The following is a 22549-nucleotide window of genomic DNA, read 5'->3' on the forward strand; positions in this document are numbered from 1 at the left end:
CGCTTCCTGATCTGGTCCAGAGCCGGCGTCTGGGGCCGATTGCACGAGGCTGTGCTGCACCGGCTCGACGACGCCGGCCTGGTCGAGGTGACCCGTGTAGTCCTCGACACCGCCCACGTCAGGGCTAAAAAAGGGGGCGAACACACAGGTCCGAGCCCCGTGGACCGGGGCAAGCCGGGTTCCAAGATGCACATCCTGTCGGACGCGAACGGACTGCCCCTGGTCGTCGGCGTCTCGGCCGGCAACACCCACGACAGCGAAGGTCTGAAGCCGATGGTGGCGGGTCACCAAACGAGACACGACCCCCATCGCGGCCGGTACTTCAAGCCTCAGCGCCTCCACGCGGACAAAGCCTACGATCGACCGGACCTGCGGAAATGGTTACACGGCAAGCGCATCGGAGTCCGGATCGCCCGCAAAGGCATCGAGTCCAGCGAACGGCTGGGCCGCCGCAGGTGGGTGATCGAAAGAACGATGTCGTGGCTGTCCGGCTACCGCAGACTCAGCCCCCGCTACGAACGTAATCCCCGCAACTACCTGGCCTTTCTCGGTCTCGCCGCGGCCTTGTGCTGCTACAAGCGTCTCGTCCGCCTCACCACGTAGGACACGGTCTAAGCCGAGACGAGAGCCCAGGTCCGCACCGTGGTATCCCGGCCCAGGCCCTCGTCCGCAGAGTTCATCAGCCTACTGATCGCTTCGCACACCGTGTTCAGCGCTGATCAGTGGAAGGCCGCCATGGCCCTGGTGGTCTTCACCGCCGGGCCGGTGAACCGGTCGGTGAAGCCATTGCACCAGTCATGACTCAAGCAGTCGCCGCAGCGCCTCGACCCCGCGTGGGGTGAAGGCCCTGGAGACCAGGTGCGCAATCGCGTGTGTTCGGCCGGATCCACCTACAGCAGGTGGTGGCCGAGCGGCGCAGGCGTACCCGGTGCATGTAGCCCCGGGCGCCAAGCTTCCGCTACACCGCGTGGGGATCTGTCGTAAGTCTCGCTGCCGGTTCCGCAAGATCTACGATTTCGCGAGGCATGGGTAGACCTCGTGTTGGGAGACGCGTCGCTCAGGGGAGTTGGAAGGGCAAGTGCAGTCCGTCGAGCGCGGCGGTGCAGCGGCAGTCGCGATGCTCGGGCAGCAGTCCGACGGCGCCCAGGACCAAGGCGCGCATCCTCTCGGTGTTCTCCGCGAACACCTTGAGCACTGACTCCTGGTCAACGCTCTCCTTCGCGTCGATGCCGGCGTCAAGGTCAGTCACCAGGGCCAGGGACGTGTAGCACAGGGCAAGTTCGCGTGCCAGCACGGCCTCGGGGTGCCCGGTCATATTCACTAGCGACCAGCCGACCGCGGCGAACCACTGGGATTCCGCCCGGGTGGAGAAGCGCGGCCCTTCGACCACGACCATGGTGCCGCCATCGTGCGCCTCGGTTCGGGCCTCGGCGGCGGCCTTGAGCACTGCCGTGCGTCCGTCCTCGCAGTACGGGTCGGCGAACGGAGTGTGCACGGCGCCCACGTCGTAAAAGGTTTGGATGCGTCCGCTGGTGCGGTCCACTATTTGGTCCGGCACTACGATGGTCCCCGGGGGCAGTTCCCTGCGCAGCGAGCCGACCGCACAGGGGGCGAGGATCTGGCGCACCCCGAGGGAGCGCAGTGCCCAGAGGTTCGCCCGGTAGTTGATTTTGTGGGGCGGGAAGCGGTGGTCGCGACCGTGCCGGGGGATGAAGGCTACGCGCCGTCCGGCCACCATGCCGACCGACACAGAGTCGGAGGGCTTGCCATAAGGCGTGTCGACCGGCGTCTGTTCGGCGTCGGTGAGCAGCTGGTAGAAGCCACTGCCACCGATGACGCCGATCTCCGCACTGCTGTCCGCACCGTTACTCACGCCTTTTCACCTCGTTCGCTCTGGTTCGTGGAGGGGGATGTCGGCCTGCGCTGCGTCGGTGCAGGCCGGAGTCTCGACGCTGTGCATCAAGTTGCCGTCGTGGTACGGCCTTGGAATGCCGCAGGACGGGTCAGCCGTACGCCGTCCAGGCAGTCCACCGTCGGATGTCCCTCGATCATGGCGCCTCGCGGGTCTGCGGCCCGGCGCACTCCGATGGCCTGCCATCCGGCCAGCACAGCCGCGTCGAGTTCGTCGCCGACGTCGCTGAGGAAGGCGATCTCTGCGGGAGCGGTGCCAATGGCGCGGCTGATCGTCCGGTACGAGTCCGCCTCGCGCTTGCCGCCTGCATCGGCCAGGTCGAAATGGCCGTCCAGCAATCCGGTCAGATCGCCGAGGTTGCTGTGCGCGAACCAGTCGTGCTGCGCGGCCCGCGCCCCGGAGGAGTAGATGTAGCGGGCGATTCCCGCCTGTCCCCAGCGCTCCAGCGCCGCGGGCACCTCAGGGTATACGTGTCCGTGGAGTGAGCCGTCGGCGTAGCCCTCGGCCCAGATCAACGCTTGCGCGGACTTCAGCGGCGGGACCTTGGCGTCCTCGTCCGACCACGCGGTCAGGGCGCGGATCACTCCGGCTTCGTCGAGGCGTGGGTCGCCGGTCAACACCCTCGTCTCCCGCAGGAGTTCGGTGTATCGAGCAGTGCCACGCTGCCGTCGGACCCAGGCCGCCAGACGCTCGCGTGCATACGGGAACAGCACCTCGCGCACATGGGCGAGGGAGCCGACGGTGCCCTCGATGTCGAGGACCACCGCCGTCACCTCGCGCCGCTCTGTGGCCACGCTACTCACCGGCACCCGCCAGCAGGGCGTCGAGCCGGGGGAAGTTCCGTGCGATGGGGTCGCCGGTGAAGTCCCCGACCCAGCCGTCTTCCCTCTCGAAGAAGCGCACCGCGCAGAAGTTGGGGCGCGGTCCCATGTCGAACCAGTGCGTCGTCCCCGCCGGCACCGACAGCAGGTCGCCGGCCTCGCACACCACCGCATATACCTTGCGGTGGACATGGAGGTAGAAGCAGCCGGTTCCCTGGGCGAAGAACCGGACCTCGTCCTCTTCATGCCGGTGTTCCTCCAGAAAGGCCTCGCGCGCCTTGGCCGCACGATCCCTCCATTCGGGAGTGTCCTCGGGGTGGAACCGCACGACGTCGACCAGGCGCAGTCCTTCCTCAGCGCACAGTGCGTCCACCTCGCGGCGGTACCAGGCGAGGATTTGCGCCTGGGTGGTGCCGGGTTTGACCGGGCCGTGCATCGGCCAGTCGCGCAGCCGCACCGAGCATTCCGCCAGAGCTTCGGTGATCTTCGCCCGGTCCCGGGTGCGGAGTACCACGCGGTCCGGCGCATCGTCGGGCATGATCTGAAGCAATGTCATCGACTGACTCTTTTCCTCGGTTTATAGGTATTTGGGCACTGCAGGAATCGGAGGACTCGCGGGCGGAACCCGGGTGTTCGTGGGCCGCCCGCGAGTACCGCCCGCACGTCGTCAGTCGGGGGCGCGGACCTGTATCTCGCCAGCGCCGATCACCAGCAGCTGGCAGATCGACTCAAGGCACTCGAGCCGGTTGCGGGCCTGAGCGAGGTCCTTGCCCCACGTGGTGATGCCGTGCCCGGCGATGAGCAGACCGGGCGGGGCGGCCGGGACGTGCCCGTAGTAGTCGGCCACGTCGGCCGCGATGCGGGGTACCTCAGCCCAGTTGGGGAACACCGGAAGGTCGGTACCGGTGGCGTCGGCCAGGCTCAGGCCCTTGAGTAGTTCGAAGTGTGCCAGGCGCACCAGTGTCGTCTGTGCCTCTCGGCCAGCTCGGCAGGCGACGGCGGTGGCATACGGCGAGTGGACATGGATGACCGCCTGGGCGTCGGCGGCGCTGTAGACCGCAGCGTGGATCGCGGTCTCCGCTGAAGCACGCAGCGCCGTGGGCTCCACCGGGTCGCCCGTCCCGGCGTCGACCATCACCATGTCCTGGGCCGTCAGCTCCCCCTTGTCGCGTCCGCTCGCCGTGATCAGGACCCGGTCCGGTGCGCTGGGCAGGCGTGCCGAGAGGTTGCCGGAGGTACCGGGCATCCAGCCGCGTTCGTACAACCGTGCCGAGATCAGGGCGAGTTCGTCACCCAGTCGACGGGTGTTCTGGTCGGTGGCGAAGGTGCCGTCGGTCACGCGGGCACCTCGCACAGGGTCAGCAGCCGGTGGTCGGACAGCCGCTGGGCCCCGCCCAGGCCTTCCAGTCCCACCAGGGCGACGAGCCCGGCCACCCGCGCCCCGCTCAGGGCAACGAGGCGGGCCGTGGCGGCCAGGGTGCCGCCAGTCGCCAGTACGTCGTCCACGCACAGCACCCGCTCGTCCGGGGCCAGCGCGCCCTTCTGCAGCTCCAGACGGTCGTGGCCGTACTCGAGCTCATACCCGGCCTCGTACACCGGTCCGGGCAGTTTGCCGGGCTTGCGGGCGAGGGTCAGCGGCAGGCCCGTGCTGGCGGCCAGAGCCGCCCCCAGCACGAATCCGCGTGATTCCACCGCAAGCACGCGGTCGAAGCACCCGTCGAACTCGCGGGCCACCCGGGCGGCGAGCCGGGCCAGCATGCCGGGAGCGGCATAGAGGCCGGCCAGGTCGCGGAAGAGCACCCCCGGGGCCGGGTAGTCGGAGAACTGAGTGAGCAGGGCGGCGATCTCGGTCGGCTGCGGATCGGAGCTCCGCCCGGTGTCCGATCTCCCTGGTGAGAGGGCCGGGCCTGGCCGGGTCGCGCCCCTTTCGGAGACGAGTGCGGTGATCAGCTCGGCCGGGGTGACGTCGAAGGCCGGGTTGTGGACCGCGGCACCGACGGGGGCGACGGTGACGCCTGCGAAGCCGGTCACCTCGCCGGGGCCGCGGTCCTCCACCACGATCCCGGAACCATCGGGCAGGTCGCGGTCCCAGGTGGACTCGGGGGCGACAACGACGAAGGGGATGCCGTGCCGGGCGGCCGCCACCGCAAGCCCATAGGTACCGATCTTGTTCGCCGTGTCCCCGTTGGCTGCGATACGGTCCGCGCCCACCAGTACGAGATCCACCATGCCTCGGCTCATCAAGGCGGCCGCGGCGGAGTCCACGCACAGCCGGTAGGGCACGCTCGCCTCGCCGAGTTCCCAGGCGGTCAGGCGGGCGCCCTGCAGCAGCGGGCGGGTCTCGTCCACCAGTACCTCCTCGATCCGGCCTCGGCGGGCGAGTTCGAGGATGGTGCCGAGCGCCGTACCCACGGCAGCGGTGGCCAGGCGGCCGGTGTTGCAGTGTGTCAGGATGCGCAGACGCCGGTTCGGGGCCAGTGTCTCCACCAGGTCGGCCGCGTGCCGCACGGCAGCTCGGTTGACCGCGGCGTCCTCCTCCAGCATCGCCAGCGCCTCGGCGAGAACAGCCTCCGGGCCGGAGCCGATTCGGGCAAGTGCGCGGCGGACCCCCCAGGCGAGGTTGACGGCGGTGGGCCGGGCCTCGGCCAGGCGGGCCGCGTCGTCACGTACGGCCTGCTCGTCGAGGCCGGTCCCGCCGACGCCTGAACGGTGCAGATGCGCGGAGAGCGCGACTCCCAGCGCGCCGGCCAGCCCGATGGCGGGGGCGCCGCGGACCGCTAAGTCCTTTATCGCTTCGATGAGTTGGCCGACGGTCTCCAGGCGCAGCAGGCGGTACTCGTGTGGCAGGGCCCGCTGGTCGATGGCGACGACGACACCGTCGTCCCACGTCAGCGAGGACTCGGGGACGGACGCGGTCATCGGATCTCCTCTCCTGCGTCGAGGTGGGCGGCCGCGCGCAGGGCGTCCACGCGGTCCGTGCGTTCCCAGGTGAAGTCGGGGAGCTCGCGGCCGAAGTGGCCGTAGGCCGAGGTCTGGGCGTAGATCGGGCGGAGCAGGTCGAGGTCGCGGATGATCGCGGCCGGGCGGAGGTCGAATACCTCGGTGATCGCGGTCTTGATCTTCTCGGTCTCGATGGTGTTGGTGCCGAAGGTTTCGACGAACAGGCCGACCGGCTCGGCCGTGCCGATCGCGTAGGCGACCTGGACCTCGCAGCGGGAGGCCAGACCCGCCGCAACGACGTTCTTGGCGACCCAGCGCATCGCGTACGCGGCCGACCGGTCCACCTTGGACGGGTCCTTGCCGGAGAAGGCACCGCCTCCGTGCCGGGCCATGCCGCCGTACGTATCAATGATGATCTTGCGGCCTGTCAGGCCCGCGTCACCCATCGGACCCCCTACCTCGAAGCGGCCGGTCGGGTTGACCAGCAGGCGGTAGCCGTCGGTGTCCAGCTTGATGCCGTCGTCCGGCAGGGCCTTCAACTCGGGTTCCACGACGAACTCGCGGATGTCGAGGGCGAGCAGCGACTCCAGGTCGATGTCGGAGGCGTGCTGCGAGGAGACAACGACCGTGTCGAGGCGGACGGCCTTGTGGCCGTCGTACTCGATGGTGACCTGCGTCTTGCCGTCCGGGCGCAGGTAGGGGACGGTGCCGTTCCTGCGGACCTCGGAGAGGCGCTGGGACAGGCGGTGCGCCAGGAAGATCGGCAGCGGCATGAGGGTCGGCGTCTCGTCGGTCGCGTAGCCGAACATCAGCCCCTGGTCGCCGGCGCCCTGCTTGTCCAGCTCGTCCCCGCCGCCCTCGACCCGCTGCTCATAGGCGGAGTCGACGCCCTGCGCGATGTCCGGGGACTGGGCGCCGATGGACACCGAGACACCGCAGGACGCGCCGTCAAAGCCCTTCTTGGAGGAGTCGTAGCCGATCTCGAGGATCTTGTCGCGCACGAGCTGCGGGACCGGCACGTACGCCTTGGTCGTGACCTCGCCGGCCACGTGCACCAGACCGGTGGTGATGAGGGTCTCGACGGCGACGCGGGAGGTCGGGTCCTCCTTGAGCAGCGCATCGAGGATCGTGTCGCTGATCTGGTCAGCGATTTTGTCGGGGTGACCCTCGGTCACGGACTCCGAGGTGAAGAGACGACGGGACATTCTGCTCCTTACGCGGTGCGTAAATGAGGGGGTGACGCGGTTGTGATGCGAGAAAGCGACGCACACACGATCAGACGAATCTCACGGTGCCGCAGCGGCCGACCCGGTTGGCGGATTCGACCCGAAAACGGGCCCAGGATCCTTCCATAAGCACAGAAAGGCCTTCTACGCCGAACGACTGGGATTGGAATTCTTTGCCGCTGCGGAATAGCACTTCGCCATACGGGTTCGGATCCCTCCGGTAGGAATTCAATTCCGCATGCCGAGTCATCGGGTCTGCTCAATTCAGTAGTGCACGGCTCTGGATTGAAAACGGACGCCACTGCAGTTCCTCCGATTTCGCCGGGGTCGCGGAATACGGTCCTCGGCTCTGGGAAATTTGAAGGGACGTCTCAGCCCACGAGATCTCCAGGCGTTGCCCCTTGCGCCGGGGCGAGAAGCTGGGCCCGGCCCTCGGCGTCGAACGACCCGAGCAGCAGGAACTCGCTCCGGAAACCTGCGATCCGCTTGGGCTTGAGGTTGACCACGCCGACGACCAGTCGGCCCTTCAGGGAATCGTGGTCGTAGTGGGTGACCTGTGCGCTCGTGTGCAGGATACCCGCCGGACCGAAGTCGACGGCCACTTTGTAGGCGGGCTTCCTAGCTTCGGGGAAGTCCTCGACCTCAATCACACGGCCCACCCGCAATTCGCACCCGAAGAACTGTCCGGCGTCGATCTTCTCCATGGTCTGCTCGTCCCGGTTGGCTGTGGACTCGGTGGTTGTCATGGCCGTCATCCCTCAATTCGCTTTTATCGTCAGCCTGTTGGACCAGATCAGGCGCGTCCGTACATTATTCACGATCGTCGAGGATCAGTAATCCGACACCGACCAGGACGATCCCGGCCCACCCGAGCGGGTCCAGGTGTTCGCCCGCGACCACCACGCTCAACACCGCGGCCGCCACCGGCTCCACCAGGATCAGGGTGGCCGCCGTGCTCGCCGTGACACGGCCCAGGCCCCGCCCGAAGAGAAGGTAGGCAAGCGCCATGGGCACCAGTGCCAGATAGCCGGCCACCAACAGCCCCTTATGCGTGCTCAACAGCGGTCCTCCGGTCACCACGAGCACGGGCACGAGCATGAGACCGCCCAGACCGAACATCACCCCCATCACAGAACGGGATGAGGCCCCGCGGCGGATGAGGCGTCCGGCGCTGTAGGAGTAGACGGCGTACGCCGCACCGGCGAGTAGCCCGAGGGCGACGCCGACGGCGGTTTCCCCCGCGCCGTGCGGTCCGTCCGCCGGGTGCCGTTGTCCGGCGACGACGAGTGCGACGCCGGCCGTGGACACCGCGCTCGCCCCCACCCAGCGGGTGTGGGGAAGAGACCGCTCCCCGATTACCTCGCACAGTTTGGTGAAAGCCGGGGTCGAGCCGACGGTGACCACGGTGCCCGTGGCGATGCCCGTGAGATGCATGGACGTGTAGTAGGCCAGCGGGTAGACCGCTACGGCGGCGGCGCCCCCCAGCACGGTGCGCCACGCACGGGCCCCGCCCCTCAGCACCGGGAGCACCGAGCGGCCCGCGACTGCCAGCAGGACGAGACCGCCGATGCCCATGTTGGCCGCGCCCACGGAGAGGGCGGACGCACCGGCCGGGGCGAAGCTCGCCGCGGTGCCGGTGCTGCCCCACAGTAGTCCGGCCAGCAGGATGGGGAGGACCCCGGAGATGAAGCGCCCGCTCCCGGCTCCCCTGTCCACGCCGACCGGTTTCGGTTCAGTGCTCACCATGGTTCATGCGCCCGAGGGCGTCCTTCCGGTAGATCTCCAACGTCGAAGGGCCCTGGAAGAGGTACTGGGGCTGGGGTTCGGCCATGACCACGTCGACGCCGAACGTCGCGCAGTACTCTTGCGCGAAGTGGCAGCCGGTGACGGCGAAGATGACCAGTCGGGTGTCGTGTTGCGCAGCGGTCGCGACCAGTTCCTCCAGGGTCCGGCTCGCCAGCGTCTCACCGCACACCAGTGCCACGTCGCTCTCCGCAACCAGTCGCGCGCTCTCCTCTCCCGAGCACACCGGAACGCCGAGGATGCCGTTTTCGATGAGGTAAGGATCGAAGTCGCTTGCGGTGATGTCGATGTCCTCCCGCAGGAGGTGCTGGATCAGATTGCCCATGACCCCGACTTGGGCGACCTTGCGGCCTCCGGAGCGGGTCAGCAGCTGCATCGTCTCGCCAACGGCGGTCTTCGCCCGGGCCAGCGCCTTGGCCTCCGGCAACCCGTCGACAGTGACGACCTGCGCCGGACTGCGGGGCAATGCGCCGAACGCGGCGTCCAGGATGGCAATGTCCTCTTCCAGGGTGCGGCCGCGCACCAGGCGTGCGTCCTTCCCGATGAGCCCGTCGCCGGCCTCGTCGAGCCGGACGGATCCGAAGTCGGCGTAGCAACAGCCTTGCCGGACAGTCTGCGCAAGCACGAAGCTGTAGACCATGAACCGCTCGTATTCGGTGGGCTGTGACCGGTAGTCGACGCTCCACAGGCTGCGCAGCCGGAAGTCGTCGTCGGGCACATCTCGACTGCGCTCGGCCAGGATGGCTCGCAGGGTTCCCAGGATGTCGTCCATGTCTCGTGTGCTCTCTCGGTCGGTGGGGTTACGAGAACTCGGGTTCGGCGGAGTTGCGGATGGCGCCCCAGCGTTTGGCCGTCGACTCGTGGATGAACCAGATGTCGTCCTCGGACAGCCGACGTGAGACGACTCCAGGGAAGGCCTCCTCGAAGTAGATGTAGGGCGGCCGGTTGTCGACGTCCGGAGAGTGGTAGTCGAGCCTGTCCTGCATGCCGTGGTCACGGGTGATCCGGGTGGCCGGGTGGTACGTGAGGATGTTCGGGCTGGCCAGCATGACGAGTCCGTCGTCCACGAGCTGCCCCACCTCCTCGATGGTCTCCTCGATCGTCTCGCGGGTCTCGCCCTCCAGGCCGAACAGCACGGAGCTCCCCACGGGTATGCCGGACTCCCGTATGCGGATCAGGGCGGTGCGGACCTTCTTCTTCCAGGGCAGGTCCGCGACGCGGCGGATGTTCTTGTGGACGTGGTCCATGACCTCGCTCGACATGCTCTCGATGCCCATATAGAGGTAGGTGCACCCGGCTTCGCGCAGCGCGGCCAGCATCTCGCGCACCTCGTCCTCGCCGTGCAGCGTGGTGAGCAGGTCGGCGGTCACCTGACAGCCGAAACTCAGGGCGCGCAGGCGCCGCCAGTCATCGTCCCCGGTGATCCAGCGGCGGCAGCGCTCCGGGAGGTCCTCGGGGGAGGCGGCGGCGCGGGCCGCGCGCAGAGCCTCGCAGAACTCCCGGATGGCGCGGAACGTACCGCTCCAGAAGATGGAGTCGTCGAAGAAGACGGCCTCGGCGCCGTAGCTGACGTACTCGCATACCCGCTCCAGCGCGGCCTCGGCCGGTGCGGCACCGAAGCGTTTGAGCCCGCCGACCACGAGGGCCGACTCGGAGCAGAAGTCGCAGTGGTAGGGGCAGGCGTTGGTCACCGTCATATGGGCCGTGCGGGCGGGTCCGCCGTCGGGCAGCGGAAAGACCGGGAAGCGGGAGCGGATGGCGAAGCCCTGATATGGGGACGGCAGTTCGGCGAGGTCGTACTTCGCGCCCTTGATGGGAAAGGCGTGCACGGCCGCGCCGTCCCGCGCGCACAGGAGCGAGTTTCCCGGCAGACGCAGCCCCGCGGCGCCGAGCAGGGACAGCGTCTCGACAACGTCGTGGACGTGTGCCCGGGTGCGGTCGAGGTCCATCGCCAGGGCGATCGCCTTCATCAGCAGGTCGAGCGCGAAGTAGCCCTCGCCGCTGACGCAGAAGTCCACCACCGGCTCGGCACGCCCGTCCTCGATGGCACGTAGCGTGCTGCTGTACTGCAGTACGACGGACCGGTCGGCCGGGGCGTAGCGCATGGTCTCGTCCATGTGCCGTCCGCCGAACACGACGAGGCAGTCGGGCAGTTCCTCCTTCACCAGCCGGGCCATCTCCAGGGCATAGCGGTGTCCTGGCGAGACGGTGCTGACGAGGAAGACCTTCGGGCGTAGCCGCCGGGTGAACGCTCGTAACTCGTCACGGGCCTGCTCGTCCCACACCCGGGGATCGAACACCGTGCCGTCGGGGTGCCCACCGAGGTATCGGTCAGGCGCAGTCCGTGCTGCGCGGTCAGCTCCGTTCTTGCTCGGGGGACATCGCCAGTCGGGGCACAGGTCCGTGAACGGCAGGTCGTCGGCGTCCTCTGCCGTGAGCCGGGCCGACTTCAGGGCGCTGTCGACGACGACACTGAGTGCCGCGTATAAGCACATGGGGTCGCCGGGGTACGTGATCTCGCCCTCGGGGGACGTCATCACCGGTGCGAGCGCGGCCAGTACCGGGAAGGCGCGGGTGCTCCAGGGCACTTGGTCTAATCGCTCGCATCCGGCCCTCTCGATCAGGCCGTCGCGCCGGGAGCGGCGCAGTGCGGTGAGTTCCTCGGCCGCAGTGTCGTCTCTGTGCGGGGGGCGGTGGAAGACGTCATGAACGACGGTCTCACGTGCTGCTGTGTGCAAGGCGTACCTCTCGTTGGTGGTGGGATGCCGCATGGAGTGGAGCGGGGCTCATGGCTGAGGGGGGCTTTGAGGGGGTGTCTCCGGGAGGACGTACAGGGTCACGGCGGCGAGAGCGAACGTCGCGGCGACGTAGCCGAAGAACCACAGCGGGTGTCCGAGGGTCGTCAGCCAGGCGGCCAGATAGGTCGCGGTGCCGCCGAACAGGGCTGTCACCAGGGAGTACGCGATTCCCACGCCGAGCCCTCGGGTCTCGGCCGGGAACTGTTCGCTCATCAGCGCGGGGAACGGTCCGTGAAAGGCGGTGAGCAGGACGATGCAGCCGAGCAGGAGCGGGAGTGTCACCGCGGCCTCGCGGGACATCAGGGCGACGGACGGCACCAGCACCACGGCCAGCGCCAGCGCGCTCCAGCCCATCACCGGACGCCGGCCCCAGCGGTCCGCGGCCAGACCGGCCAGGGGCGGCAGTACGCTGTAGACCGCCAGCACGATACAGCTGATCATGAACGCGGTCGTGGGGCGCATGCCCTCCCGGAGCTGGAGATGGGTCGGCATGTACACCGTCAGCGTATAGAAGCCGACGGTCGCCGCGATACCGAAGCCGACGACGCGCAGCACGCCCTTGGCCTGGGCACGGACGGCGTCAGCGGCACTCGTGGACCGGCGCCGGTCGTGCCCGGTGCGGTCCGTCGGCCCCGGAGCAGGCTGCTGTGCCACGGCCGCTTCGGACAGGAGCACACGGCGGCGCAGCGCCAGGCCGACGAAGCCGAGCAGGGCGCCGGCTCCGAAGGCGATACGCCAGCCGAAGCCGGTCATCTGGGCCTCGGTCAAGGTCGAGGTGAGAACCCAGCCCAGTAGGGACGCCAGCAGGACGCCGAGCCCCGTACCCACGAAAATCGACGACGCGTGGAAGGCCTTGCGCCCGGCAGGGGCGGCCTCGGTGACCAGGGCCGTGCTCGCTGGCATCTCCCCACCGGCGGAGAGCCCTTGGACCGCGCGGGCGAGGATCAGCAGCACCGGCGCGGCGGCGCCTATTTGCCCGTACGTGGGCATGACGGCGATGGCCAGGCTGCCGCCGGCCATCATGAGCAGCGTCAGGTTGAAGACGACCGCTCGGCCGAGACGATCGGCGAGATGGCCCAGCACCATGCCGCCCAGCGGGCGGAACAGGAAACCCACGGCGTACACGGCGAAAGCGTTCAGCAGCGCGGTCTTCCCGCCCTGGCCCGCCGAGAAGAAGCGGTCGGCGAAGAACACGGCGAACGACGCGTACAGCGTCCAGTCGAACCATTCGATGACCTGGCCGACGCCGATGGCCACGGTGACGTGGCGGCGCACGGGTATGACCGGGGGTCGCAGACGGGCTCGCGTCCCGTCGGGGCTCACCATGGGATCTCCCAGTCCGTCATCGGCGGTCACGGAGTGAACGGAGCGGCGGCACCGAGCCGCTCGCGTTCGGCGGAAACCTGGTCGCGTACTGAGGCACGCAGTTGCACGGCGTCGAAGACGACACCGCCCTTGATGACATGGCGCACGCCTCCGACGCGGGTCAGGGAGCCGTCCGTCTGCATGCGTAAGTGTCCGTGCCCGTAAAGAACTTTCAGGTTTGCGAGCGGATCCTCCTCGACGACCAGCAGATCCGCAGCCTTGCCTGGTTCGAGCGTTCCGGTGTCCTGCAGGCCGAGCAGCCGGGCGCCGTTGGCGGTGGCGCACCGAATGATCTCCAGCGGGTGCAGGCCGACCTCGCGCAACAGCTCCATCTCCTCCACCAGCCCGAACCCGTAAAGGTTGTAAATGAACCCGGCGTCGGATCCGGTCGTAAGAAGCCCACCGTGCTGATGGAAGTCACGGACAAACGCCATCCACAGCTGGTAGTTCTCCTTCCAGGCCACCTCCTCCTCGGTGCCCCAGTCGTAGAGGAACGAGCCGTGGTTCGCAGGATTGGGCTGGTAGAACTCCCAGGCTTGCGGGGCCGCATAGTCACGGAGGTACTCGCGGCCGCGCGCCCGTGCGGCGTCCCGTGCGGCGGTGTAGATGACGAATGTCGGGTTGAGGGCGGTGTCGAGGGAGATCAGTTCGTCGCGCGTGTCGTCCCAGACGCGGCTTCCGGGGTCGGCCGCCTGCCGCCAGGCCCGGCCGAGCTGGGCGAACCTGTCGTGCTCGTTGTTGTAGTTGTAGCCGCTGGGGAAGTGCTGGACTCGGCGGTCGGTGAACATGGCCTCCGGCAGGCCGTACCCGTGTTCGATGCTGCCGAGGCCCCAGCGGGCGGTTGTCAGGGCGTTGACACGTGCCACGTCGGAGGGTGCGTGGTGGCAGGCGCTGCCCAGCCCCAGCCGCTGGGCCTCGGTAAGCGCGGCGCGGAAGATCTCCGGTGGCGCGCCGAAGAACTTGATGCCCTCCGCCCCGAGTTCGGCCTGCTGTGCCACCCACTTCTCGGCGTCCCGGCCTGTCCGGAACGGCTCGGTGCGACCGGCGCCGAAGGCCGCGTACGGCGTAATGCGGGGTGCGGTGATCTCGTTCGCCGCGGCCCGCCGCGCCTCCCGCACGGTGAACTCCGTCCCGTTGCCCAGGCATCCGGTCTCCCGGACGCTGGTTATGCCGTGCCCGAGCCAGAGCCGGTAGCTGTAGTCGGCGTCGGGCCCCTGCTCGGCGGCCGCGATGTGCGCATGGGCGTCGATGAGCCCCGGAAGCACATAGTGGCCGGGTAACTCCCACGATTCGGTGCCGACGCCGGCCTGTTGACCGGCCTGTGTCATGTCGGTGTTGCGGCCCGCCGAGACGATCGCCGAGATGCGTCCGCGCTCGAGCACCACGTCGGCGGGGCCGTACGATGGAGCGCCCGTACCGTCGATGACTGTGACGTCCCGCAGGATCAGCCGGTCGTACGGTCCTTTTCCGAGGCTGCCTGATGTCCCTGACGCGTTCTGCTGCAACCGCATGGAGCGCTGCCCTTCCCCGTCTGTCTGCCGTCACTTGGGTGACGTGGTGCTAGTCAGGTGCCGCCTTCCCCGTCGTCGGCACGAGGGCGCCGTTGCGCTTGTACGCACGGAGCACGACTCGGATGTCGCAGCCCAGCAGGCCGCCGATCTCGGCGAGCGGACTGGCGAGGAAGTCCTCTAGGGCGGCGGTCGAACGGTGCACGGAGTACCCAAGCACGCTGGAGGGGCCCGTCAGGATGTACAGGGCACGCAGCATCGGTTCGCACGCGAGGCGCCGCAGTGCCGCCTCCAGGCTGTCGGGGCGCACTTGCAGGGTGAAGCGGGCCTCAAGGGGAAAGCCGAGCAGTGCCGGCGGCACATCCGCCCTCATATAGACGGCGCCCGACTCCGTCAGCCTGCGCAACCTCCGCTGCACCGTGGTCTCGTGCAGCCCGACCTGCTGCGCTATGCGCGCCGCCGACGTCCGTACGTCCTCGTCGAGTGCCCGCACGATGGCCAGATCACTGTCGTCCAGTTGCACGGCGACGGCTTCGCGCTTTCCGTCGATCGCCCGCTGCCGCCGCGGGCTGCGCCACCCGTCCGGGGCCCAGTCGGCGGCGGACAGCAGCAGCCGCGTCGCGACCTGGGTGTGCACTGACCGTACGCCGTCCAGCGTGGGCAACTCGTTTACGACCAGCGTGTGCAGGGCACCCGGGTCGCAGGCAACAAGCTCCACGACCAGGTCGGCGTCGCCGGTGGCCGCGGCGACGTACCGGGTGTCGGAGCGATCGGCGAGCGCGTGGGCCACCGTGTCGACCATCCCCGCACGGCAACCTATCTCCAGCTGAGCCGCGAGCCAGCCGTGGGTGTCCTCGCGCGCGAGGGTGGCCGAGTAGGTCAGAACTCCGTCATCCCGCAGTCGGCGCATGGCACGCCGAACGGATCGCTCATCCACACCCAGCCCGTCGGCAAGCGTCGTGTACGGGGCCCGGGGATCACGCTGGAGCGCGACCACCAACTCCCATTCGAAGCGCGACAATCCCATGCGGAGCCTTCCCCAATGCTGCGCTGACGCCGGTTGCCAACATTTCAGCGGCTCCTGATGCTGGTTATCAGCATCTCGTCGCCCGATAGCGTGGCCATCCTGGACGGTTGAGGGATACACCGTCAATTGCTATTTTCGGGTAGCGACGTAACTTCGGCCACCTCGGTAGGTTTGTTCTCGGCTTGTTCCGGTTCGAGTGCGAGCTTCGTGGTGATCGACCGTACGATCCTGGTTTCCGCTGGCTATGGCGGAGTTCCTGTCTCAAGAGCACACCACGTTGAGCGCCTATGCCAGGACGAGCGTTCAGCCATACTTGTACCGATTTGCGCCTCGGATGCAAGCCCACCGCACGGCTTGATTCGATGGGCAGACCTTCATCGTCCTAAGAGGCGGAGTTGTTGGTCCGGCGGTCGTATTCACGGGCCAGACGCCGGTGCAGCATCAACGTGCTGTTGACCTGCTCAACCACCCACCGCTTGGGCTGTGGGACGAAGCGCCCTTGCCACGGTCGTTGAGGTTGCGGCGGACGACCTCGACGGTGATGTCCAACAGTGCGCCGTGGATGATGACCTCGTCCTTGAAGCCCTGGTCCACTGGCACTTGCTGTGTTCGGTGCGAGCACTGGTGCGGTGGGGGGACCTGTAGCTCTGGAGCCACTGGCTAACGGGCAGCAGGTCCTCGCCTTACGGGAGCGCCAGGCCGGCCGCTGGGCGATATCGACATCAGTGATCAACGGGTAGCAGGACCTGACCGTGCTCGGTCGTCCAACTCATGGTCAGCGAACGTATAGACAGGGTCTCGCGCGCCAGACGGCCTCGACACGCCCCACCAGATTCGCGTCAGGACGGCGGACTGATCGAGCGACCCGGTCCCGAAGGTTACAAACGAGCAACGCTTCCCGTCGCCTTCTGAGACAGTTGCCGCATGGTTCGCAGCAGATCGCTCAGGCGCTTCCCCCTGGGGCCTGTGAGACAGGAGGAGGTCTGAGACATGCGAACTGTTCCTAACGGCGGACACGTTGGGTATCTGGCATCTGTCGAAGGTGCGGCGTGTGCCACCGGAGGACAGTCCTTCGCGGGAGCGTGCGATGGGGTATTCGTCGCAACTCAGGCCCGTGATGCTGGGGGCGTCTCCGCAGGCCATCTGACGGTTCGTGTTGATGATCGTGTCGTCTTCGGTCCTGGTCAGCGGGTTCGCGAACGTGGCGCCGGGGAGTCCCGATGCCTGGGCGCGCTGGACGTGGGAGGCGAGGGACGGGTAGGAGGCACTGCTGTAGACGAGTTCTGAGGCGTACCAGGGCACCACGCAGCCGACGGTGGCTCGTCCGGCGGTGGCGTTGTCGCAACGGAACTCGTTGAGGTCGTAGGAGGTGACGGCCGCGGGGTATCCCGCGTTGGTGAAGGTGAGGTACCAGTACGTGGCGCAGTTGCCGATGGCGCCGGCCGCGGTGGCGGTGGTGTCGAAGAATGCCTCGCCCGACCGCCAGGAGTTCAGGGGCAGCAGGGGCTGTGCCGGGAACGAGGAGCTCTCCAGTGTGCAGGATCCGCTCAGGGTGGCCTGCCCGTCGACGGAGGCTTTCTGGGCGTCTCCCCATCCGCCGTACATGGAGAGCTCGAGCTGGTGGGCGAACGTGGGCAGTCCGGTGTAGCTGTAGCTGTAGCTGTAGCTGTAGCTGTAGTTGATGACGACCATGTCGGCTTCGCCGGTGACCGTCGTCGTTCCGTTCACGGTTCGCGTTGTGGTGTACGTCAGGCCGGTCACCAGGCAGATCTGGGTGCGGGTGCCGAGGATGATGCCGTTGGCGTCCTCGCACCACTGGGGCGGGTCCACAGCCTGCGCGCCGAGCGAGTTCTGCGCCAGGTGCTCAGGAAGGTCGGCTGGCTTGGTCTCCTGCACGCACACCGAGGTTCCCTCGGCGTTCGGCTCGGTACACGTTTCCGGCGCGGCGGCCAGGGCCTGCTTCTGCTCGGGTTTGGCGGTGGGGCGGTCGGACCCCGAAGTCGCGTACGACCTCAACTGCTCCTGCGCGCCCCCGTCGTTCTGGGCTTGGACCGCGGTGTCCTGTATCGCGGCAGGCGAAGCGGCTTCGGCAGGCACGATGGCGGTGACCGTCGCGAGAAGTGCGGCGATCACCGCTGTGGGTATCAGGCGTATCGCTCGGGATCTTTCTCGGCGCTGCGACATCAGATCACCCCTGTCTCAGATCGACGATGTCGTCACGTTGCCGACCGGACAGTACTGCGCGGAATGATCAATTGTTGGCCTCTGGGCCGTGCTCATCACTTCGTGGTGCTCTGTGCTGGTGGGGTGGTGCCTTTCGACATGCTGGCAGGGCGTCGCGGTGGGCTATCACCGATGCGCGGGATCGCCCGGTCCGAGGCGGCCCGCCGCCGGTGGTCACCGGGGCGGCACCCGCCCATCGCCCGCCGGGCGCGCTCGTTTACCCAAGGGTTTCGGACCCAGTCGGTCTACCGCTGAGGTGTTTGTGCCACAGAGGGCGCGCGGGTGGCGAGCCCCCTGTCGACGCCCCTGCTCAGGCATACGACTCGAGCAACGCGTCGACGGCCTCCGCCTGGCGTGCGGGCGTGGTGGCCGCCGGGGTAAGTACCGCGTTGGCCTGGAAGCCCAGGACGACGGCGGACAGCGTCTCGACGATGAGTTCGTCGGGGACGGCCGTCGTCAGTTCGCCGAGGCTCCTGGCCTGGGTCAGACAGTCGTGCATGAGCGTCCGCCAGCGGTTGGTCGTGGCCTCGTACGCCGATGACATGCGCCGGTCGTACACGGCACGGTCGCAGAACGCGATCACGACCCGTGCTTCCAGCAGCCGCGTGTCGTCCAGCGGCATCAGCTCGTGGCAGAGCGCACGCAGCGCGGTCGTACCGCTGGACTCGGTCACGACGGGTCCGAGACGGCGTTCGGTGGCGTCGCACGCGTACTGGAAGGCGGCGAACAGGATCTCGTCCTTGTCGCGGAAGTAGGGCGCGAGGCCGCCGTTGGCGAATCCCGCCTCCGCGGCCAGCTCTCGCATCGTCACCCCCGGCAGGCCGCGACGGCCGATGAGCGCCCAGACCGACTCGATGATCAGACGCCGGCGTGCCTCGTGATCGACGATCTTCGGCATGCGACCCTGCTTCCCTTCGTGTCGTAGGGGTGTCAGAAGAGCATGACCGCCATGCTGACGATCATGAGCACGGACCCCGATTCCCGGTATGCGCACGACCGGCGACACGAGGGGAGGGCGACCGCGTTCACGGCGGGTGACGTGGTCGACAACTGCCTGAACATGAACGCACCAGCCCTGGCGGTCACCCAGGCGACGACGATCAGCACGGCCACCGCGCCGTCCGACGGGACACCTGCCGCTCCGGCCGTGTGCAGGTGCGCGCCGCCGGAGCCGACATCACCGGTCATGAGCACCATGAGCAGTGTCATCACACCGAGATCGATCGGTCCTGTCCAGCCAAGCCGTTCGACACAGGCCCGTACGGCGCTCCACAGGCAGGCGATGCCGGCCGCGAGGGCGCCTGTGGCCGCCCGGCCGTCGGCCATCAGCGCCATGCCGCCGAGGGCGGTCACCTGGGGCCCCCACCGGTGCACCGGTCCGGGCAGGTGACCCGTCACGCAGAGCAGCGCTCCCGCCAGGCCTGCCGCGGGAACCAGCTCATTCATGGCCGTCGGCGCCGCAACAGCCGTGCGACGTGGAAGGATTCAGGGGAACATCCAGCGTGGGGTTGCGGTCGAAGAAGCCGACCGGTCGCAGCTTGAAGCCGGTGTAGTCCACCGGCATGATCGGCCAGTCCTCCGGCCTGGGTGCGTGGGTGAGGCCGAAAGTGTGCCAGACGACCAGCGACTTCCCGTCGATGTCCCGGTCGGCCGCGGCGTACGCGGGCAGCCCGGCGCCGCCGGGGTGCTGGTTGACGAAGTCCCCGGCCGGGTAACGCTCGTCCGGGTCGTAGGCGGTGACCCACAGGTGTTTGGTGGCGAAGGCGGCGCGGGCGGCGATGGACGAGTCCGGGTCGGTTTGCCCTCCGGTTGCAGCACGTAACCCACAGGCTTGCCCAGCGCGTTGAGCGAGGTCGGGTTGGTGATGTGCCAGATCCGGTCGACGCTCATGTCGGCGGCGCGCTGCGCCTCGCTCTCACGGGTCAGTGGTGTGTGGCGGTAGGTGAAGGCGTTGCCGCGCGGATTGCCGGGTCCCATCGGAACCCGTACGACGTCGACCTCCTCGACCCGGTTGTGCGTACCGTCGAGCGCCATGTCCAGTCGGGCGCAGAACAGATGCTGGTGGTACGGGGCGCCGAGGCCGGGGGCGACCTCGGAGGAGTAGGGGTAGCCGTCGCCCGGATAGGCCGACGTGAACACGACTCCGGTGGCCTTGGCCTCGAACTCGATGGCGCCGTCGAGGTAGAGGTACCAGTAGAAGCCGTAGTCGTAGTTGCCGATGGTGGTGAAGAAGGACAGCACCATCCGGCGCTGGCGGCGGGTCTCGTGGGAGCCAGTCCGCAGGTCGCCGTGCTTCCAGAGGATGCCGTAGTCCTCCTCGTGCAGGCAGATGGCGTTGGGCAGCGTGCGCGGACTCCCCGACTCGTCGGAGATGACCGCGTCGAGGTAGGTGATGTCGCCCAGGCAGTCGCAGCCGAGTTCCAGGGCGTTGGCCGATCGGCCGAGCAGGTACTCGCCGGTGTCGAAGTAGTTCTGCCAGGAGCGGACCGGGGAGGGGTCGGCGTAGGGCACGACCATCTCGGCGATCGAGGCGCGGTGGATGATCGGTCGTTCGCGGTTCTGGTCCCGGTCGTGGAAGGCCAGCTGGTGCAGAACGAGGCCCTCGCGGGCGTCGAAGCCGATGCGCAGCGACCAGTTCTCCCAGGTGAGGAGAGTGCCGTCCAGCGTGAAGCTGGGGCCTTCGGGCTGGGCGATCTCGATGGGCCGCTGGGTGGTGCGGGCGGGGCCGGTGACCGCGGGGTCGTCGAAGTTCCCGGATACGGCGGGGAGCGGTACCGGGCCGAGGTCGACGATCCGGTGCACCGTGCGGCTGATCATGTCGACGTAGGCGACCAGCCCGTCGACCGGATGGGCCCAGGCGTGGTCGCGGTCGTGTTCCTGGACGAACGCCAGGCCGCGCAGGATCCGGCGGCCGGCCTCGTCGGGGTACTCATCGGCGTAGACGCCGGCGGAAAGCGGGGCGACGCGGACCTGCGCCACGTCGAGGTCGCGGCTCTTCAGGGCGGCGAGCCAGTTCTCGTCCTGCGAGAGTACCTCTTCGATGGCTGCGAACTCCTCCTCAAGAACGGGGAGTTGACCGTCGGTCACAGCGTCCAGAGTACGAACGGCGACGACGTTCTGCCCGGTGAGGGAGACCACGACGTCCAGGCCGGGGGCGCCTGAGACGTCGTGCAGCAGCACGCGGGCCCGGCGGTCGAGGGAGTTCCCCGCCGTGTACGCGAACAGGTCGTCCTTGGTGGGTTCTTCGAGACCGACGTAGACGAACCGCGAGGTGTCCCGCAGGAGACCGGCCCGGTCCAGCAGTGAGCGGATGCCGGTGATCTCGTCGGCGGTCAGTTGGTCGAGCGGGTGAGGGGTGGCGGTCATGGGTCCTCCGTAAGTTGTTAGGCGGCCCGGGAGGGCCGGGTGTGGCTTATGGGTTCTTGCCTTCAGTGGCTGACTAGGAGTGGCCGCCCGGCTCTCCGGGGCGCCCTGGCTGCTGATTGAGATGTGCGCGCCTCGTGCGGTCGCTGATTACGGAGATGACAGCGGGGTGTTCCTCGGGCCGACGGCATGCCGTGGGATGCGAGGAGGGGCGAGTGAGCGAGCGACGGGCCCAGGTCTGGGCCAGCATCGACGCGGGCAAGGGACACCATTGGGCGGCGGTGGTCGACGAGACCGGCGTGACCTTGTTGTCGAAGAAGATCGACAACGACGAGTCGGCGATCCTGAACGTGCTCGGCGAGATCCTGGAGCTGGCGGACGAGGTCCGCTGGGCGGTGGACATCTCCGGCACGTCCTCCGCGCTGCTGCTGGCCCTGCTCGCGGCGCACGGTCAGCAGGCTGTCTACGTGCCCGGCCGCACGGTCAACCGCATGTCCGGGGCCTACCGGGGCGAAGCGAAGACTGACGCCCGCGACGCCTACATCATCGCCGAAACCGCCCGACACCGCCGGGACTTCGCCGCGATCGAGGTGCCCGCCCAGCTGGCTGCCGACCTCGCGTTGCTGACCGCCCACCGCACCGACCTCGTGGCCGACCAGGTGAGGATGATCAACCGCCTGCGCGATGTGCTGACCGGCGTCTTCCCCGCGCTGGAGAGGGCTTTCGACTACAGCAGCCACAAGGGCGCGCTCGTCCTTCTGACCGGCTACCAGACCCCTGCCGCGATCCGCCGTCGCGGCCGGGCCCGGCTGACGGCCTGGCTGGCCAACCGCGGCGTCCGAGCGCCGACGCGGTCGCGGCGACCGCGCTGGACGCGGCGCAGGCCCAGCAGACCGCGCTGCCTGGCGAGGACATCGCCGCACAGATCGTCGCCGACCTCGCGGCGCAGATCCTGGCCTTGGACGACCGGCTCACGCGCATCGACAAGCAGATCCGTGAGACGTTCCGCAGCCACCCGCAAGCGGAGATCATCGAGTCCCTGCCCGGCATGGGCCCGATACGCGGCGCCGAGTTCATCGTCGCCGCGGGCGACCTGGCCGCCTACGCGGACGCTGGCCACCTGGCCTCGGCGGCCGGGCTCGTGCCGGTCCCGCGCGACTCCGGACGCCGCACCGGCAACCTGCACCGGCCCAAGCGCTACAGCCGCCGCCTGCGCCGGGTGTTTTACATGTCCGCGCAGACCAGCATCATCCGCGAGGGGCCGAACCGGGACTTCTACTTGAAGAAGCGGGCCGAGGGCTGCAAGCACGTCCAGGCCGTGATCGCCCTGGCCCGCCGACGAGCGAGCGTGTTGTGGGCGCTGCTGCGTGACGGACGGCTGTTCACCTCCGCCCCGCCGGTCACGCAGGCGGCTTGACTTCGTCATTGAGACTCCAACTGTGCGCTCGGTGGCGCTTTTTTCTACGTGGGTAGAGGAAAAACGGCGGACGGGTACTCGGTCCAGAAGGCGAGGGGAACTTTCACCGGCGACGGCCTGATCCGTGCACGCGATGGCGACGTCGA

The 22549-nt window shown here is 68.3% G+C and carries 17 protein-coding genes and 3 pseudogenes; 2 read left to right on the forward strand and 18 right to left on the reverse strand.

Annotation, left to right across the window (positions count from 1 at the left end; translation table 11 throughout):
- The coding region (locus STRIP9103_RS08870; RefSeq protein ID WP_009304950.1) for an IS5 family transposase at window positions 1-603 on the forward strand (603 nt) is incomplete at its 5' end.
- Window positions 604-1057: 454 nt separating this feature from the next.
- Here the strand turns inward: STRIP9103_RS08870 and STRIP9103_RS08875 are convergent.
- The 18 genes and pseudogenes from STRIP9103_RS08875 to STRIP9103_RS08960 all read right to left on the reverse strand — a co-directional run bounded on the left by STRIP9103_RS08875 (window position 1058) and on the right by STRIP9103_RS08960 (window position 20989).
- A complete protein-coding gene (locus tag STRIP9103_RS08875; protein ID WP_009304949.1) occupies window positions 1058-1873 on the reverse strand; it encodes an S-methyl-5'-thioadenosine phosphorylase in 816 nt (271 codons plus the stop codon).
- A gap of 86 nt (window positions 1874-1959) precedes the next feature.
- Entirely contained in the window at window positions 1960-2706 is a 747-nt protein-coding gene (gene mtnC / locus STRIP9103_RS08880; protein ID WP_100243875.1) for an acireductone synthase, read from the reverse strand.
- A 1-nt stretch (window position 2707) separates the two neighbouring features.
- Window positions 2708-3289 (reverse strand): 1,2-dihydroxy-3-keto-5-methylthiopentene dioxygenase, encoded by a 582-nt coding sequence (locus tag STRIP9103_RS08885; protein ID WP_009304959.1) that lies wholly within the window; start codon window positions 3287-3289, stop codon window positions 2708-2710.
- Between the two features lie 111 nt (window positions 3290-3400).
- Window positions 3401-4072 (reverse strand): methylthioribulose 1-phosphate dehydratase, encoded by a 672-nt coding sequence (mtnB, locus tag STRIP9103_RS08890; RefSeq protein ID WP_009304953.1) that lies wholly within the window; start codon window positions 4070-4072, stop codon window positions 3401-3403.
- Window positions 4069-5652 (reverse strand): S-methyl-5-thioribose-1-phosphate isomerase, encoded by a 1584-nt coding sequence (gene mtnA, locus STRIP9103_RS46165; RefSeq protein ID WP_009304936.1) that lies wholly within the window; start codon window positions 5650-5652, stop codon window positions 4069-4071. The genes mtnB and mtnA overlap by 4 nt, the downstream gene beginning before the upstream one ends.
- Window positions 5649-6878 (reverse strand): methionine adenosyltransferase, encoded by a 1230-nt coding sequence (gene metK, locus STRIP9103_RS08900; protein ID WP_009304933.1) that lies wholly within the window; start codon window positions 6876-6878, stop codon window positions 5649-5651. Before metK ends, mtnA begins: the two co-directional genes overlap by 4 nt.
- A gap of 392 nt (window positions 6879-7270) precedes the next feature.
- Complete coding sequence (locus STRIP9103_RS08905; protein ID WP_009304964.1) at window positions 7271-7645, reverse strand: tRNA-binding protein; 375 nt, start codon at window positions 7643-7645, stop codon at window positions 7271-7273.
- A 64-nt stretch (window positions 7646-7709) separates the two neighbouring features.
- The gene (locus tag STRIP9103_RS08910; RefSeq protein ID WP_048819948.1) at window positions 7710-8645 is read right to left on the reverse strand and encodes a DMT family transporter; all 936 of its coding nucleotides are present in this window, start codon (window positions 8643-8645) and stop codon (window positions 7710-7712) included.
- Window positions 8632-9474 (reverse strand): Rossmann-like domain-containing protein, encoded by an 843-nt coding sequence (locus STRIP9103_RS08915; RefSeq protein ID WP_009304961.1) that lies wholly within the window; start codon window positions 9472-9474, stop codon window positions 8632-8634. The genes STRIP9103_RS08910 and STRIP9103_RS08915 overlap by 14 nt, the downstream gene beginning before the upstream one ends.
- A gap of 28 nt (window positions 9475-9502) precedes the next feature.
- Entirely contained in the window at window positions 9503-11473 is a 1971-nt protein-coding gene (locus STRIP9103_RS08920) for a B12-binding domain-containing radical SAM protein (protein ID WP_199790523.1), read from the reverse strand.
- A 15-nt stretch (window positions 11474-11488) separates the two neighbouring features.
- Window positions 11489-12856, reverse strand: coding sequence for an MFS transporter (locus tag STRIP9103_RS08925; protein WP_141585281.1), 1368 nt, complete (start codon window positions 12854-12856; stop codon window positions 11489-11491).
- Complete coding sequence (locus STRIP9103_RS08930; RefSeq protein ID WP_009304962.1) at window positions 12853-14376, reverse strand: amidohydrolase family protein; 1524 nt, start codon at window positions 14374-14376, stop codon at window positions 12853-12855. Before STRIP9103_RS08930 ends, STRIP9103_RS08925 begins: the two co-directional genes overlap by 4 nt.
- Window positions 14377-14425: 49 nt before the next feature.
- Complete coding sequence (locus tag STRIP9103_RS08935) at window positions 14426-15400, reverse strand: Lrp/AsnC family transcriptional regulator (RefSeq protein WP_009304946.1); 975 nt, start codon at window positions 15398-15400, stop codon at window positions 14426-14428.
- A 385-nt stretch (window positions 15401-15785) separates the two neighbouring features.
- A pseudogene (locus tag STRIP9103_RS53055) lies at window positions 15786-16003 on the reverse strand (IS5/IS1182 family transposase); the annotation flags it as partial.
- Window positions 16004-16129: 126 nt separating this feature from the next.
- Entirely contained in the window at window positions 16130-17533 is a 1404-nt protein-coding gene (locus STRIP9103_RS08945) for a hypothetical protein (RefSeq protein WP_048819949.1), read from the reverse strand.
- Window positions 17534-17933: 400 nt separating this feature from the next.
- A complete protein-coding gene (locus STRIP9103_RS08950; protein WP_009304957.1) occupies window positions 17934-18521 on the reverse strand; it encodes a TetR/AcrR family transcriptional regulator in 588 nt (195 codons plus the stop codon).
- Window positions 18522-18553: 32 nt separating this feature from the next.
- Window positions 18554-19069: a hypothetical protein gene (locus STRIP9103_RS08955; RefSeq protein WP_141585722.1), complete on the reverse strand. Its 516-nt coding sequence runs from the start codon at window positions 19067-19069 to the stop codon at window positions 18554-18556.
- Window positions 19062-20989, reverse strand: a pseudogene (locus STRIP9103_RS08960) (primary-amine oxidase). The gene STRIP9103_RS08955 and the pseudogene STRIP9103_RS08960 overlap by 8 nt, the downstream one beginning before the upstream one ends.
- Window positions 20990-21201: 212 nt before the next feature.
- Here STRIP9103_RS08960 and STRIP9103_RS08965 point away from each other — a divergent pair.
- Window positions 21202-22403, forward strand: a pseudogene (locus STRIP9103_RS08965) (IS110 family RNA-guided transposase).
- The last annotated feature ends 146 nt before the right edge of the window (window positions 22404-22549 follow it).

Origin of the sequence: Streptomyces ipomoeae 91-03 (assembly GCF_000317595.1) — a bacterium.
GTDB lineage: Bacteria > Actinomycetota > Actinomycetes > Streptomycetales > Streptomycetaceae > Streptomyces > Streptomyces ipomoeae.

Bases quoted from the DNA above. Each gene is read 5' to 3' on its own strand.
- STRIP9103_RS08885 (WP_009304959.1), bottom strand. From the start codon at position 3,289: ATGACATTGCTTCAGATCATGCCCGACGATGCGCCGGACCGCGTGGTA.
- mtnA (WP_009304936.1), bottom strand. From the start codon at position 5,652: ATGACCGCGTCCGTCCCCGAGTCCTCGCTGACGTGGGACGACGGTGTC.
- metK (WP_009304933.1), bottom strand. From the start codon at position 6,878: ATGTCCCGTCGTCTCTTCACCTCGGAGTCCGTGACCGAGGGTCACCCC.
- STRIP9103_RS08905 (WP_009304964.1), bottom strand. From the start codon at position 7,645: ATGACAACCACCGAGTCCACAGCCAACCGGGACGAGCAGACCATGGAG.
- STRIP9103_RS08910 (WP_048819948.1), bottom strand. From the start codon at position 8,645: ATGGTGAGCACTGAACCGAAACCGGTCGGCGTGGACAGGGGAGCCGGG.
- STRIP9103_RS08915 (WP_009304961.1), bottom strand. From the start codon at position 9,474: ATGGACGACATCCTGGGAACCCTGCGAGCCATCCTGGCCGAGCGCAGT.
- STRIP9103_RS08920 (WP_199790523.1), bottom strand. From the start codon at position 11,473: ATGCGGCATCCCACCACCAACGAGAGGTACGCCTTGCACACAGCAGCA.
- STRIP9103_RS08930 (WP_009304962.1), bottom strand. From the start codon at position 14,376: ATGCGGTTGCAGCAGAACGCGTCAGGGACATCAGGCAGCCTCGGAAAA.
- STRIP9103_RS08935 (WP_009304946.1), bottom strand. From the start codon at position 15,400: ATGGGATTGTCGCGCTTCGAATGGGAGTTGGTGGTCGCGCTCCAGCGT.
- STRIP9103_RS08950 (WP_009304957.1), bottom strand. From the start codon at position 18,521: ATGCCGAAGATCGTCGATCACGAGGCACGCCGGCGTCTGATCATCGAG.
- STRIP9103_RS08955 (WP_141585722.1), bottom strand. From the start codon at position 19,069: ATGAATGAGCTGGTTCCCGCGGCAGGCCTGGCGGGAGCGCTGCTCTGC.